Genomic DNA, 14,455 nt, shown 5'->3' on the forward strand with positions numbered 1-14,455 from the left:
TAAGAAAGTGGGCGGATGTGGATGCTCTGGGTCTTGAGTCTGCAACATCATTTGACGCGTGGCTATGAGGTGTCAGTGGTTTCGTTGCTCAGGGTTACGGTGCTGCCACTGGCACAGCCGCAAAAGTGTGCGCAGGCGCTGTGATCTGGTCGCGGCTGGCGACCAGAGGTAAGTCCCGCTGCCCGGCTTGAGTGCGCGAGACCATGGCGTACAAGGTGCTGACGGCGCGCGATACCGCATCGGGAATGGCTCGCTCCTGAATCAGGTGGCCTAGCAGCACAGCGGTAAATACATCGCCCATGCCGTTGGGCAGAGGGTGCAGGTCGACATAAGGCGTTTGCACCAGCCATGCTTTATCAGCGGTCACGGCCAGGGTGGCCAGTTGGTTGGTGGGCAGGTCGTCGGTGCGCAGGCTGGTGATGACGATGAGCGCGGACTGGCTGTCATGCATTTGCCTGAGCATGGTGCGCGCGGCTTGCACGGCGGCCTGTACGGTGGTCAGCGGGCCGCCGCTGAGTAATTCAAATTCGTAATGATTGGGCGTGATGACGCTGGCTTGCGACAGCGCACGTTTGCGCAGAAAGTCCGGAATGCCGGGGCGTACAAATATGCCGCGCCCTACATCGCCCATGACCGGGTCGCACAGGTAGTGGGCTTTGGGCTGCGAGGCCCGCACTTCCTGCACAGCGGCCAAAATCGCTTCGCCCACCCCCGCATCACCGAGATAGCCCGATAGCACGGCCGCGCAGCGCGCCAGCACGCCGCGTGCGCGCAGGCCGTCGAGCACATCTTGCACATGGGCGGGGGTGAAGACCTGACCTTTGAACTCGCCATAACCCGTGTGGTTGGAGAACTGCACGGTGTGCACCGCTACGGGCTCTATGCCCAGCAGCTGCAGCGGCAGCATGGCCGCGTCATTGCCCACATGGCCGTAGGCGACGTGGGATTGAATGCTCAGAACCAGAGGGGGCGTAGTCATGTCGGTCAGGGGTCAGTTGCGAAGGGTGCGAGCTGGTTTGTTGATTAATCGGCGAGTTCGGCGATCAGTTCAATTTCAACGCAGCAGCCCATGGGGATTTGCGCCACGCCGAAAGCGCTGCGGGCGTGCTTGCCTGCGTCGCCAAAGACTTGCACCAGCAGCTCGCTGCAGCCGTTGGTGACCAGGTGCTGCTCGGTATAGGCGGGCGAGGAGTTGACCAAGCTCATCACCTTGACGATGCGCTTGACGCGGCTGAGATCGCCGCCGCAAGCGTGTTGCAGCGTGCCCATCAAATCAATCGCCACGGCGCGGGCGGCCAGCTTGCCTTCTTCGGTGGTGATGTTCTCACCGAGCTTGCCCACCCAAGGCTGGCCGTTTTGCTTGGCGATGTGACCGCTGAGGAAGACCATGCTGCCGCTTTGCACATAGGGCAGGTAGGCGGCGGCGGGCATCGCTACTTCTGGCAGGGTGATGTTCAGGGCTTTGAGGGTGTCGTTGATGCTCATGTCTGGCTCCGAAAATAGGGCAATGGTGAGTGGATGAAAGACTGGCAAGTTTGACACAGTGCCTGCGGCCTGCCGATCTTTTGAATTGATAGCTGATAGTCCAATAGCTATATGGACTTGAAGCCGTTTTACCTTGAATGCAGGGGTTAAGTGCAGGGCAGGGATAGCCGCAGTTCTGGCGCGTGCGCGCCGCGCCTAGCATGGCGAGATGGAGCAAAGCGCTATTCAGCTCGCCCACCCCATGCAGCGCGCCCGCCTGTCTTGGCTGGCTCCGCTATGGGGTTGCGTGCTGGGTGCTGCGTGGCAGGTCACGCAGGCGCAGTTGTGGGGCTTGTGGGTCTACCAAAGTCTGCTGGTGCTGGGCTTGCTCATGCTGCTGATGGTTAGGCCATTGCAGCGCAGGCCGCTGCTGTGCTGGTTGCTGCTGGTGTGGGCCGCCGCCTGCTGCGTAGCTGGGGCCACAGGCTGGCGCGCCCATGCCTATCTGGCGCAGACCTTACCTAAGTCGCTGGAGTCGGTTGATCTGCAAGTGCAGGGCCGGATTGCATCCATGCTGCAAACTACCAGCAACGGGCAGCGCTGGCGCTTTGCCGTCGATGAGGCTCCAGCCGGGGTGCCGCCTTTGCTCGAACTGGCTTGGTACGGCCCTTACGGAAAAGAGATGGACACCAGCCAGCCCTTGATTGCCCCTTGGGCACAAGGCGTGGCGCTGAGCCCCGGCCAGCGCTGGCGGTTGACGGTACGCATCAAACGCCCGCACGGGGCGCGCAACCCGCATGGCTTTGACTATGAATTGCTGGCGTGGGAGCAAGGCATTCAGGCCACAGGCTATGTGCGCGATAAAGCGCCGCAGCAACTGTTAGAAGTAACGGCGCAATACCCGCTGCAGCGCTGGCGCCAGTGGCTGCGTGACCGGATTCAGGCGCAGGCTGCGCATTTACAAACGTGGTTGCAGGGGGCTGATTTGCCGGGTATGGACCTTGAAAGCCAGCAGGGCGCGCTAGGTGTGGTCGCGGCCTTGGCGGTGGGCGATCAGCAAGCGATTGAGCGCAAAGACTGGGCCATGTTTCGCCAGACGGGTGTGGCGCATTTGATGAGTATTTCGGGCCTTCACATCACCATGTTCGCTTGGCTGGCGGCTTTGATAGTGGGGCGCTTGTGGCGCCGCAGTGCGCGGGCTTGCAGCATCATTTCCGCGCCGCGTGCGGCTTTGTGGGTGGGTGTGCTTTTGGCTACGGGCTATGCGCTGTTTAGCGGCTGGGGGCTGCCTGCGCAGCGCACGGTGTGCATGTTGGCGGTGGTGGCGCTGCTGCAAACACTGGGTGCGCGCTGGCCTTGGGCTTGTGTGTGGCTGCTGGCGCTGGCAGTGGTTGTGGCGCTCGATCCGTGGGCACTTTGGCAGGCCGGGTTCTGGCTGAGCTTTGTGGCTGTGGGGGTGCTGCTTGCTTCTAATTTTGTAGCTACTAGTCCAGATGGTGAAAAGACTACAGCCAGATTTCTTTCAAAAATCTATGCTTTGGCGCGTGAGCAGTGGTTGATATCGCTGGCGTTAGCACCACTGGGTTTGCTGCTGTTTGGGCAGGTGTCCATCGTCGGCTTGCTGGCCAATCTGGTGGCTATTCCTTGGGTGACTTTGCTGGTTACGCCGCTGGCCTTATTGGCGGCTTTGGTGCCTGTGGGTGCAGCCGCAGCGGCGCTGGCCATGCTGCCTTTGATGGGGTTGCTGCAATGGCTGGCAGATTTGCCTTGGGCGGTTTGGTGCATGCCTCAGCCCGCATGGTGGGCCAGTGTGCTGGCGATTGCGGCGGGCTTGCTCGTTATCGCACCATTGCCTGTGCGGCTGCGCGTGGTGGCTGCTTTGTTTGCGCTGCCTGCCTTGCTGTGGCCGCAGGCCTGGCCGAAAGTGGGCGAGTTTGAGCTGCAAGCGGTGGACATTGGGCAGGGCAATGCCGTCATCATCAGCACAGCAGGCCACAGGCTTTTGTATGACGCAGGGCCGCAATACAGCCGCCAAAGCGATGCGGGTGAACGCGTGATTGTGCCGCTGCTGGCTGCCCAAGGCATGCGGCTAGACGCCATGATGCTGAGCCACCGCGACAGCGACCACACAGGTGGTGCGCTGGCTGTTAAAGCGGCTCAGCCACAGATGAAGGTTTGGGGATCTGACTCTGTGATTGAAGACCCGCTGCTGGCGGCGCTGGCAAGTTCTGCTCCCGTAGAGCGCTGCACCCAAGGCCAGCACTGGCAGTGGGATGGGGTGACGTTTGAGGTGCTGCACCCACCTGCAGGCGATGCATGGTTGAACGGGCGCAAGCCCCAGCCCAACTTTGGCAGCTGTGTGCTGCGCATACGCTCAGTCAGCGGCAGCGTGGCTTTGCTGGTGGGCGATATTGAAGCCGCGCAAGAGCAGTTGCTTTTGCAGACCCGCATTACAGATGTTGTGGACTGGCTGCAGGTGCCGCACCATGGCAGCAAAACTTCTTCGACCGAGGCTTGGGTCAAAACACTGCAGCCGCATTGGGCGGTGGTGCAAGCTGGTTATCTCAATCGCTTTGGCCACCCGGTGGCGGCGGTGGTTGACCGGTACAAGGCCGCAGCAAGCGAGTTAGTGCTGCAAGAGCGCTGCGGCGCGGCGCTTTGGCGCTCTGAGCAAGCGGTATCTTTGCAATGTGAGCGTCAGCTTCATTCGCGATATTGGGATGTTCATCGCCAACCCCCTTAAAGTGGGCCGGAACTGGCACGGGGCTTGCGTGACTTGGATGTCACTCTGTAGGTGATGAGTCTACGGGTCTATGCCTGCGTTGGAGAGCGCTCAGGGTGGCTAAACTAAAACAGTGGCTTGCACACGCGAGCCGGGCTATATGTAGAGGACAGAATGCGCACATTTGATGAGATGTATCTGAACTCCCCCGCCGAATCTGGTGCGGTGCGAGACCACTATCTGGACTATGCGCAGTGGCTGGCCAATCAGTCGCCGGATTACCTGCGTGCCCGCAGCGCCGAGGCTGAAATCATTTTCCGCCGCGTAGGTATCACCTTTGCGGTGTACGGCGACAAGGACGAAAGCGGCGCAGGCACGGAACGCCTGATTCCTTTTGACTTGATTCCCCGCATCATCCCGGCCCATGAGTGGGAGAGCATGCAGGCCGGTTTGGCCCAGCGTGTCAAAGCTCTGAACTGTTTTATTCGCGATGCCTATCACGGCCAAGAGATGGTCAAGGCAGGCCTGATTCCGCACGAGCTGGTAGGCGGTAACAGCCAGTACCGTCCAGAGATGGAAGGCATTCAAGTGCCCAACGATGTGTATGCCAACATTGCCGGCATCGACATCGTGCGTGCGCCGGATGCCGATGGCAACGGCGTCTACTACGTGCTGGAAGACAATTTGCGCGTGCCCTCTGGCGTTTCCTACATGCTGGAAAACCGCCGCATGACCATGCGCCTGTTCCCCGATCTGTTTGGCAAGCACTCCGTGGCCCCGGTGGCGCATTACCCCGATATGTTGCTGGACACCTTGCATAGCAGTGCCCCATCTGGCGCTTTGGAGCCCACGGTGGTGGTGCTGACGCCGGGCATGCACAACAGCGCTTACTTTGAGCATGCTTTCTTGGCCCAGCAAATGGGCGTGGAACTGGTTGAGGGGCAAGACTTGGTGGTGGAAAAAGACATTGTCTACATGCGCACCACCCAAGGCCTGCAGCGAGTCGATGTGATTTACCGCCGCGTCGATGATGATTTTCTGGACCCTGAGGTTTTCCACCCCACATCCACACTGGGCTGCAAGGGTTTGATGCGTGCCTACCGTGCGGGCAACGTCAACATCTGCAACGCCGTGGGCACGGGCATCGCTGACGATAAATCGGTCTACCCCTATGTGCCGGAGATGATTCGGTTTTATCTCAAGGAAGAGCCCATCTTGCAGAACGTGCCGACTTGGCTGTGCCGCAAAGAAGATGACCTGAATTACGTGCTGGACCACCTGCATGAGCTGGTCGTGAAAGAAGTACACGGCGCGGGCGGTTACGGCATGTTGATTGGCCCCACGGCCACGCAGGCCGAGATTGAGGCCTTCCGCCGCGTCTTGGTGGGCAACCCCAGTAACTATATTGCCCAGCCCACGCTGAGCCTATCTACCTGCCCCACCATGGTGGAGCAGGGCATTGCCCCGCGTCATATTGATTTGCGGCCTTTTGTGTTGAGCGGCACTGATATCAATATGGTGGCTGGCGGTTTAACGCGCGTGGCGCTGAAAGAAGGCTCGCTGGTGGTGAACTCTTCGCAAGGCGGCGGCACCAAGGACACCTGGGTGCTGCAAGCGCAAGAAAATCAAGAAGACGACAAGGGAGGCCGCTGATGCTTTCACGTACCGCAGACCATTTGTATTGGATGTCTAGTTACACAGAGCGGGCAGAAAAAAATGCTGCAGGCATTTTTTCACCAGAAAACTGCGCGCGTGATCCGCGTGTGTGGGGTTCTCTGCTCAAGGAGTGCCTATGCTGAGCCGTACCGCCGATCACCTTTACTGGATGTCCCGCTATACAGAGCGGGCAGAGAACACTGCGCGCATGTTGAGCGTGGCTTATGAAACCGACATGCTGCCGCAGGGCATTCATGATGCGCGCCGGGGCTGGCAAAGTGTGTTGTCGATTAGCGAATTGATACCGGCTTTTCAGGCCAAGTACCCAGAGCTTGACCGTGACTCTGTGCTGCAGTTCATGGTGACGGATGAGGCCAACCCCTCTTCAATCTTCGCCTGCCTGAGGGCGGCCAGAGAGAACGCCCGTGCTGTGCGCGGTGCATTGACGACGGAGTCGTGGGAGACGCAAAACCAGACTTGGCTGGCGCTACAACGCAACTATGACAACGATGCATGGAAGAAAGACCCGGCGCAGTTTTTTGAATGGGTCAAATACCGCTCGCACCTGTGGCGCGGTGTATCGCTGGGCACCATGCTTAAAGACGAGGCGCTGCACTTTGTGCGCCTGGGCACGTTTGTAGAGCGCGCCGACAACACGGCGCGGCTGCTGGATGTGAAGTTTCACTCTATCGAGCGTGACTATCACGGCACGCCGCGTGGCCGTGCGTTGATGAACTTCGACTTCTATCACTGGAGCGCCTTGTTGCGCAGCGTCTCGGCCTTCGAGGTCTACCGCAAGGTATACCGCGATGTGATTACGCCAGAGCGTGTGGCCGAGTTGTTGATGCTGCGCGCCGACATGCCCAGGTCGCTGCTGGCGAGCATGCATGAGGTGGTCAAAAACCTAGAACGTGTGAGCAACAGCCAATCTAAGGAAACCCAGCGCAAGGCCGGGCGTTTGCTGGCTGATCTGCAATACGGCCGTATTGACGAGATTTTGACCACCGGCCTGCACGCCTATCTCACGCAGTTTTTGGACCGTGTGAATGACCTAGGGTCAGGCATTAGCAAGGACTTCTTGATACCAAACTAATAGCATTAGTGTTCAGGGTAGACAAAAAAAGCGGTCCACTTGGGACCGCTTTTTTTTGGCGATCAGGGCGCTGCCTGATCACTGTCTATTTACTGCCTGATTACTTGATCTCGCCCATCAGCGATTGCAGGTAGTTTTGCGTGCCGACCTTGTCGATCAAATCAAGCTGGGTCTCCAAAAAGTCGATGTGCTCTTCGGTGTCGTCCAGAATCTTTTGCAGCAGATCGCGCGAGACATAGTCACGCACGGATTCGCAGTGGGCAATGCCGTCCTTGACGGTTTGCTGGGCACCTTGCTCCAAGCGCAGGTCGCAGGCCAATGCTTCTGGCACGTCTTCACCGATTTGCAGCTTGCCCAGGTCTTGCAGGTTGGGCAGGCCGTCGAGCGTGAAGATACGGTCCATCAGCCAGTCAGCGTGCTTCATCTCGCCGATGGATTCTTCGTATTCTTTCTTGGCCAGCTTGTCGAAGCCCCAGTGCTTGTACATGCGGTAGTGCAAGAAGTACTGGTTGATGGCAGTCAGCTCGTTTTTGAGTTGGGCTTGCAGCCAGGAAATAACTTGTGCATCACCTTTCATGGTGGACTCCTTCTTGGGCAATGTGTTGTGTCGTATGGATTGTCCATGCTTTATGAGGCAAATCAAACAAAGTCCATGCCAGGGCGGATTGGCTGCATCTGATGCGCGTTCTCGTTTAGTTTACGAATAGTTTCCTAAGCACTAAACCGCTGCAGTGTCGGCTTCATGACAACAAAAGCTATGGGCTTGATTGAAAGAGAGTTGGTCTGATGTAGACAGATTCGCTTCACAATACAAAGCTGGGCTGCAAAGTGATGCGGCTTGTCTTTAGATTGAACGGAACAAGGTTGATAGATTTGCGCAATCGATTCAATAAAGTCAATTGATTGGTTTTATTGATTGAGTGGATCTAAACTTAACTCCGTAATCACCACTAACCACAAGGAAACCTTAAATGTCTTTGATCAATACACAAGTCCAACCTTTCAAGGCCAACGCTTTCGTGAACCGTGACGGTAAGGGTGACTTCATCACCGTGACCGAAGAAAGCCTGAAGGGCAAGTGGTCTGTGCTGATTTTCATGCCAGCCGCTTTCACTTTCAACTGCCCTACAGAAATCGAAGACGCAGCTGAAAACTACGCAGCTTTCCAAGCCGCTGGCGCTGAGGTGTACATCGTGACTACCGATACACACTTCTCGCACAAGGTGTGGCACGAGACTTCCGACGCAGTGGGCAAGGCTAAGTTCCCCCTGATCGGCGATGCAACTCACACTCTGACAAACGCTTTCGGCGTGCACATCCCTGAAGAAGGCCTGGCTCTGCGCGGCACCTTCATCATCAACCCAGAAGGTCAAATCAAGACCGCTGAAGTGCACTCCAACGAAATCGCTCGTGACGTGTCCGAAACTCTGCGCAAGCTCAAGGCTGCTCAGTTCACCGCCGCTAACCCCGGTCAAGTGTGCCCAGCTAAGTGGAAGGAAGGCGCTGCTTCCCTGACACCTTCCCTGGATCTGGTTGGCAAGATCTAAGCCTGATTTTTATCGGCTGAGCGCTTAGGCGCTCACAAAGCCGGACGACGTTTGGGCCTTGGCTCACCCGTCCGGCTTTTTTTCGCCCATTTTTTGCTTTTATGGGTGGGCAAACGGCTCAAAGTCAGTTTGCGCAAACGCATCAAACAACTCAAAAATTTTAAGGAATCCACCATGCTTAACGATCAACTCAAAGCCCAACTCGCAGCCTATTTGGAGCGTGTGCAGCAGCCGTTTGAGCTGGTGGCTTCTTTGGATGACAGCGAGACTTCGAAGCAAATGCTCGATCTGCTGCAAACCATCCAAACTCTGCGCAGCGACAAGATTTCCCTGCGCACTGATGGCAGCGATGCCCGCAAGCCATCTTTCACCCTGCAACGCGTAGGCGCGACGAACTCCCTGCGCTTTGCCGGTCTGCCCTTGGGTCACGAATTCACGTCGCTGGTGCTGGCGCTGCTGTGGACCGGTGGTCACCCACCGAAGGTGTCTGCCGAAGTGATCGAGCAGATCCAAGCGCTGGACGGCGATTACAACTTCGACGTCTACATGGGCCTGAGCTGCCACAACTGCCCTGACGTGGTGCAAGCCTTGTCGCTGATGGCGGTAATCAACCCCAAGGTCAAGACCACGATCATTGAGGGCGGCGCTTTCCAAAAGGAAGTGGAAGAGCGCGAAGTTATGGCTGTGCCAATGGTGTTCATGAACGGCCAGATGTTCCATGCCGGTCGTACCAGCGTGGAAGAAGTGTTGGCCCGTTTGGATACTGGATCCGCTGCCCGCGAAGCCGCCAAGCTGTCTGCTAAGGACGCTTTCGATGTGTTGGTCATTGGCGGTGGCCCCGCTGGCGCCGCAGCGGCTGTGTACGCTGCTCGCAAGGGTATCCGCACGGGTGTTGCTGCTGAGCGCTTTGGTGGTCAGGTTAACGACACGCTGGCCATTGAGAACTACATCTCTGTGTTGGAAACCGACGGCCCCAAGTTCGCTATGGCTTTGGAAGCCCATGCGCGTGCTTACGACGTGGACATCATGAACTTGCAGCGCGCCCAGAAGCTGATTCCTGCGGCTACTCCCGGCGGTTTGGTAGAGGTGCAGCTGGAAAATGGCGGCTCGCTCAAGGCCAAGACCGTGATCTTGTCCACCGGTGCCCGCTGGCGCAATGTGAACGTGCCCGGCGAAGCCGAGTACAAGAACAAGGGCGTGGCTTACTGCCCGCATTGCGATGGTCCTTTGTTCAAGGGCAAGCGCGTGTCCGTGATCGGTGGCGGTAACTCCGGCGTTGAGGCCGCGATTGACTTGGCCGGTATCGTCAAGCACGTGACTTTGGTCGAGTACGGTGATCAGCTCAAGGCCGATGCTGTACTGGTTAAAAAGCTGGAAAGCCTGCCCAACGTGACCATCCTGAAGAACGCGCAGACCACCGAAATCACCGGTGCCAATGGCAAAGTCAACGGCCTGAAGTACAAGGACCGTGGAGCGGGTTCCGAGCATTTGGTCGAGCTTGAAGGCGTGTTCATCCAGATCGGTCTGGTGCCTAACACTGAGTGGCTCAAGGGCTCGGTTGAGCTGAGCAAGTTCGGCGAAATCATCATTGATGCCAAGGGCCACACCAATGTGCCCGGCGTGTTCGCCGCTGGTGACTGCACGACTGTGCCCTACAAGCAAATCGTGATTGCTGCGGGTGCTGGCGCAACGGCTGCTTTGTCTGCCTTTGATCACATGATTCGCAACTAAATCGCCTTCTGGTCCTTTATGTATAAGGACTAGAAGCTATCAAAAGAGGACTGCTTAGGCAGTCCTCTTTTTTGTGGGCTGGCGTTCAACCCAGCTGGGCTTGCGCCGCGCTACAGCGTGGCAAACATCACCACCACGGCAACTGCCATCAGCAGCGTAGCGCCCCAGCCCAGACAGCGGTGGCGCATTGAAATCGTCAAATCACCCATGATGCGTGGCGACTGACCCAGCCATAGCATCACCGCCATGATGGGCACGGAGATCACGCCATTGACGACAGCGCTCCACACCAGCGCCTTGATGGGATCCACTTCCAGCATGCCCAGCACGGTGCCAAGGCCTGTGGCAGCGATGATGAGACCGTAAAAACCGCGAGCCTCTTGAAAGCCGTGCGAGAGGCTGGCCTTCCAGCCCAGCACTTCACTGACGGCATAAGCAGCGGAGCCTGCCAGTACAGGCACGGCCAGCAAGCCCGTGCCGATGATGCCCAGTGCGAAGATCACAAAAGCGAAGTCTCCCGCCACAGGGCGAAGTGCTTCGGCAGCTTGGGCCGAGGTCTGAATTTCGGTGATGCCATTGAGATTCAGCGTGACGGCGGTGGCCACCACAATGCTCAGCGCCACTGCGTTAGATAGCAGCATGCCCACCATGGTGTCGAGTCGGATACGTGCAAGGTGCTCTTGCACATAGGCGGGGAACTTGCGCAGCGCAGCCGCGTCAGGGCGCAGGCGCAAGTCTTCTACTTCCTGCGAGGCTTGCCAGAAGAAAAGATAGGGGCTGATGGTCGTGCCCAGTGCCGCCACCATCATGGCGGCGTAGTCGCTCAGCGTGGCGTGGGCCGGCATAAAGCGCCAGGGCTGCAGCGATTCCATCGTCATTTGCCTGAAGGGCACATGCACCACCATCACCACGGCGAAATAGGCCAGCAGTGACACCGTCAGCCATTTGAGCAGGCGCACCGAGCGTTCATATGAAAAGCAGACTTGCGCCAGCAAGCACACTGCGCCAAACAACAGGCTGTAGAGAATGGTCGAGCCGCCAACGATGAGGCGTGCAGCCTCGGCCATAGCACCAATGTCAGCCGCAATATTGATGGTGTTGGCAACGACCAGCAGGGCAATCAGGCTGCGTGTGAGCCAACGTGGGCACAGCGTCACCATATTGGCAGCCAGCCCACGGCCAGTGGCCCAGCCGATGCGGGCGGACAGCATCTGAATGCCAATCATCAGCGGCGTGGTCAACAGCAGCATCCACACAAGACCAAAGCGCCATTGAGCGCCGGCTTGCGAGTAGGTGGCAATGCCGCTTGGATCGTCGTCGGCGGCGCCGGTAATCAGGCCGGGTCCAAGGCGGCGGGCAGCGGCCATGGTGCGTGGAATGAGTAGAAATCCGTGAGGAAATTTTCGGGTGAAGATCCGGGTGAAGAGGTGTTTCATGGGCGGCTCCCGGCAGCCTTGCACAAGGCATGGCCGCATCAGTGGCGGTCGGGGAGCGGGCATGCGACTTGGCTGCGCAGCAGACTCTCCGGGTTGAGGATGGGCCCCTCTGTCCCGGACTCTGCTGCAAGGCCTGTGGCCGTGACTTCAGCGCTGGGACGAGATGGACCCGTGACTTCGGTCAGGGTTCATGGTCATCAAGAAATAGCTGTGAAAACAGGGCGGATCATGAACCTGAGGCCTGTGAGTGACAAGCACTTGTTCAGGCTGTTTTTCCTCTTTTTGTAACTCTTCTTTATGCGGTTGAGAATTATTCGCATATACTTCTTCCCGTTCAGCCAGCAAATGAGTGCCAGCTACAGGTCATGAAAACTCAACCGTTTCAACCTGTGGCAGTCAGTGCAACTATCAGAAGCCAGCTCTTGTCCATTTCAATGAATAAAGAGGGTTTCTGGTATGGCTTACGCCACTGTTTCGCACGCCCACGCCGCGTTGGCGCCGCGCTCTGACTTTCGTGCCAACATTCGTCCGTTAGCTTTGGCTTGTGCGCTGGCCTGTGCTTCTATTGCTGCGCAGGCGCAAGTTGAAGGGGCGGTGCAAACGCCTGCCGCTGTTCAAGTTGCCGCCGCCCATGCAGACCGCAGTGCGCCCTTGATGCGCGACGTGGTGGTCAGTGCGTCGCGTGACGAGCAGGACGCTGACAGCCTGCCCATGAGCATTGACGTGATTGACGCCAAGAAGATGGAGGAGGAGCAGATCAGCGACATTCGTGAGCTGGCTGCCAAGCTGCCCAATGTGCAGGTGCCGCGCAGCCCGGCTCGCTTTGGGCTGGCGGGGGCATCGACGGGACGTGACCAGAACAGCGGCTTCAATATCCGCGGGCTGGATGGCAATCGCGTGCTGATGCTGGTGGACGGCGTGCGCCTGCCGCGCAGCTATGTCTTCAGCGCCAATGCCTTTGGTCGAGATTCTGTAGATCTGGGCCTGGTGCAGCGCGTGGAAATTCTGCGTGGCTCGGTGCCTGCGCTTTATGGCTCTGACGGCATGGGCGGTCTGGTCAACTTCATCACCATGCAGCCCGTTGATTTGCTCAAAGACGGCAAAACCATTGCAGGCCGTGCCTCGGTCAGCTATGACGGTGCGGACAACGGCAAGCGCGTGGGCGCCACGATTGCTGGCCGTGCCAGCCCTGAATGGAGCTGGCTGCTGTCAGCTGGTATGGGCCGTGCCAGCGCGCTGGAGAACATGGGCACCAACAATATCGTTGGGGCCAACCGCACCACGCCCAACCCAGAAAAAGACAAGAGTCATTCGCTGTTTGGCCGTCTGGTCTACACGCCGTCAGCGGTGCAAAAGCATGTGTTCACGCTGGAGAACGTAGACAAGCGCGCCGACTACAACCTGCTGACTGCTCGCAGCGTCAGCGTGGCGGATTCGCAGGCCCAGACCACCATGAAGCGCTGGCGTGCCTCCTGGCAAGGCCAGTGGCAGCAGCTGGATACGGCACTGGCCGATGAGATCAAGCTGATGGCCAGCTACCAAAGCTCCGATTCGCGCGAGTTTGTGACCGAAACCCGCATCGGCTTGCCCTACCGCGAGCGCGATGTGACCTATGACGAGGACGCACTGCAACTGCATGCGCAGGCGGGCAAGTTGCTGCGCTTTGACAGCGGCGTCAGCGGTAAGCTGACGTATGGCGTGGACTATCTGCGCGGCAAGGTCATCAACACGCAAAACGGTATTTCGCCGCCAGCGGGCGAGAGCTTTCCGCTCAAGCGCTTCCCCGACACCACCGAAACATCGACAGCACTATTTGCGCAGGCCGAGCTGGCCTACGGCGCATTCAGCCTGACGCCTGGCGTGCGGGCCGAGCACTACAGCATCAAGCCCAAACAGGCGGGCTTTGCGCCAGCGGTTGTGAGTAACTCGGACTCGGCAGTCTCGCCCAAGCTGGGAGCCATGTTCCAGATGAATGAGGCATGGTCGGTCTACGGCAATTACGCCGCAGGCTTTAGAGCGCCTAACGCCGGTCAGATCAATGCTTTCTTCGAGAACCCGTTTGCGTTCTACAAGAGCATTCCCAACGCCAATCTCAAGGCTGAAAAAAGCAATACCTTTGAGCTGGGGCTGCGTGGCCGCATGAGCGCGCTGCGTCTCGATGCAGCCGTCTTCAGCGGTCGCTACAAAGACTTTATTCAAGATCAGGTCTTGGTCTCGGGCGCCTATGGCAATCGCAACAACCCGGCCATCTTCCAGTCGGTCAACTTAAGCCGCGTGCACATCAGCGGCTTTGAGTTGAAGGCTGATTACGACTGGGGCCAATTTGCCGGTGGCAACTGGCGCACCAATGCCGCCTATGGCTACACCAAGGGCACGGACAAGAGCACCGGTAAGGGGGTGGACACCATCTCGCCCCAGCAACTGGTGCTGGGCGTGCGCTACGACAGCTCGAAGGTGGGTGTGCAGCTCAGCGCATCGCACTGGGCGGGCAAAAAGGCCAAGGATGTGTCTGTGGCCAACGCCTGGCTCAGCCCCAGCGCCACGGTGCTGGACTTGAGCGCGCAGTGGCGCATTCGCCCCGGCACACGTTTGAACGTGGGCATCTACAACCTGAGCGACAAAAAGCACTGGCGCTGGGCCGATGTGCGTAGCTTGACGGCGACGACCCAGATTGCCGACGCCTACAGCCAAGCGGGTCGCAATGTGCGCGTGTCGCTGGTTCAGGACTTCTGATTTGATAGCTAAAAGTGCTTGATTAGCAAGCACTAGAGGCCTATTTGACTCAAATTTCTACTCAAAAACCGCA

Annotated in this window: 11 protein-coding genes; 7 read left to right on the forward strand and 4 right to left on the reverse strand. The window is 58.4% G+C overall.

The window, feature by feature from the left end:
• Positions 1–94 precede the first annotated feature (94 nt).
• The gene (gene pdxY / locus KUF54_RS17100) at positions 95–979 is read right to left on the reverse strand and encodes a pyridoxal kinase PdxY (RefSeq protein WP_219344051.1); all 885 of its coding nucleotides are present in this window, start codon (positions 977–979) and stop codon (positions 95–97) included.
• 44 nt (positions 980–1,023) lie between these two features.
• Positions 1,024–1,485, reverse strand: coding sequence for a RidA family protein (locus tag KUF54_RS17105; RefSeq protein ID WP_219344052.1), 462 nt, complete (start codon positions 1,483–1,485; stop codon positions 1,024–1,026).
• A 208-nt stretch (positions 1,486–1,693) separates the two neighbouring features.
• On the opposite strand from KUF54_RS17105, the gene KUF54_RS17110 reads away from it, so the two are divergent.
• From KUF54_RS17110 to KUF54_RS17125, 4 genes are all read left to right on the forward strand, one after another.
• On the forward strand, positions 1,694–4,207 hold the full coding sequence (locus KUF54_RS17110) for a DNA internalization-related competence protein ComEC/Rec2 (RefSeq protein WP_370627564.1): 2,514 nt from the start codon (positions 1,694–1,696) through the stop codon (positions 4,205–4,207).
• A gap of 153 nt (positions 4,208–4,360) precedes the next feature.
• Entirely contained in the window at positions 4,361–5,839 is a 1,479-nt protein-coding gene (locus tag KUF54_RS17115; RefSeq protein ID WP_219344054.1) for a circularly permuted type 2 ATP-grasp protein, read from the forward strand.
• On the forward strand, positions 5,839–5,985 hold the full coding sequence (locus KUF54_RS17550; protein WP_219344055.1) for an alpha-E domain-containing protein: 147 nt from the start codon (positions 5,839–5,841) through the stop codon (positions 5,983–5,985). The genes KUF54_RS17115 and KUF54_RS17550 overlap by 1 nt, the downstream gene beginning before the upstream one ends.
• Positions 5,979–6,935, forward strand: a complete 957-nt coding sequence (locus tag KUF54_RS17125; protein WP_219344057.1) for an alpha-E domain-containing protein — start codon at positions 5,979–5,981, stop codon at positions 6,933–6,935. The genes KUF54_RS17550 and KUF54_RS17125 overlap by 7 nt, the downstream gene beginning before the upstream one ends.
• A 100-nt stretch (positions 6,936–7,035) precedes the next feature.
• On the opposite strand, the gene bfr is transcribed toward KUF54_RS17125, so the two are convergent.
• The gene (gene bfr / locus KUF54_RS17130; protein WP_219344059.1) at positions 7,036–7,512 is read right to left on the reverse strand and encodes a bacterioferritin; all 477 of its coding nucleotides are present in this window, start codon (positions 7,510–7,512) and stop codon (positions 7,036–7,038) included.
• A gap of 394 nt (positions 7,513–7,906) precedes the next feature.
• On the opposite strand from bfr, the gene ahpC reads away from it, so the two are divergent.
• Both ahpC and ahpF read left to right on the forward strand, forming a co-directional pair.
• Positions 7,907–8,482 (forward strand): alkyl hydroperoxide reductase subunit C, encoded by a 576-nt coding sequence (gene ahpC, locus KUF54_RS17135; RefSeq protein ID WP_219344061.1) that lies wholly within the window; start codon positions 7,907–7,909, stop codon positions 8,480–8,482.
• Positions 8,483–8,656: 174 nt separating this feature from the next.
• Positions 8,657–10,213, forward strand: coding sequence for an alkyl hydroperoxide reductase subunit F (gene ahpF, locus KUF54_RS17140; protein WP_219344063.1), 1,557 nt, complete (start codon positions 8,657–8,659; stop codon positions 10,211–10,213).
• A 110-nt stretch (positions 10,214–10,323) separates the two neighbouring features.
• Here the strand turns inward: ahpF and KUF54_RS17145 are convergent, their stop codons facing one another.
• The gene (locus KUF54_RS17145) at positions 10,324–11,580 is read right to left on the reverse strand and encodes an NRAMP family divalent metal transporter (protein ID WP_219344064.1); all 1,257 of its coding nucleotides are present in this window, start codon (positions 11,578–11,580) and stop codon (positions 10,324–10,326) included.
• A gap of 525 nt (positions 11,581–12,105) precedes the next feature.
• Here KUF54_RS17145 and KUF54_RS17150 point away from each other — a divergent pair.
• Positions 12,106–14,382 (forward strand): TonB-dependent hemoglobin/transferrin/lactoferrin family receptor, encoded by a 2,277-nt coding sequence (locus KUF54_RS17150; protein ID WP_219344066.1) that lies wholly within the window; start codon positions 12,106–12,108, stop codon positions 14,380–14,382.
• Positions 14,383–14,455: the final 73 nt, after the last annotated feature.

Source organism: Comamonas sp. Y33R10-2, from assembly GCF_019355935.1.
Classification (GTDB): Bacteria; Pseudomonadota; Gammaproteobacteria; order Burkholderiales; family Burkholderiaceae_C; genus Comamonas.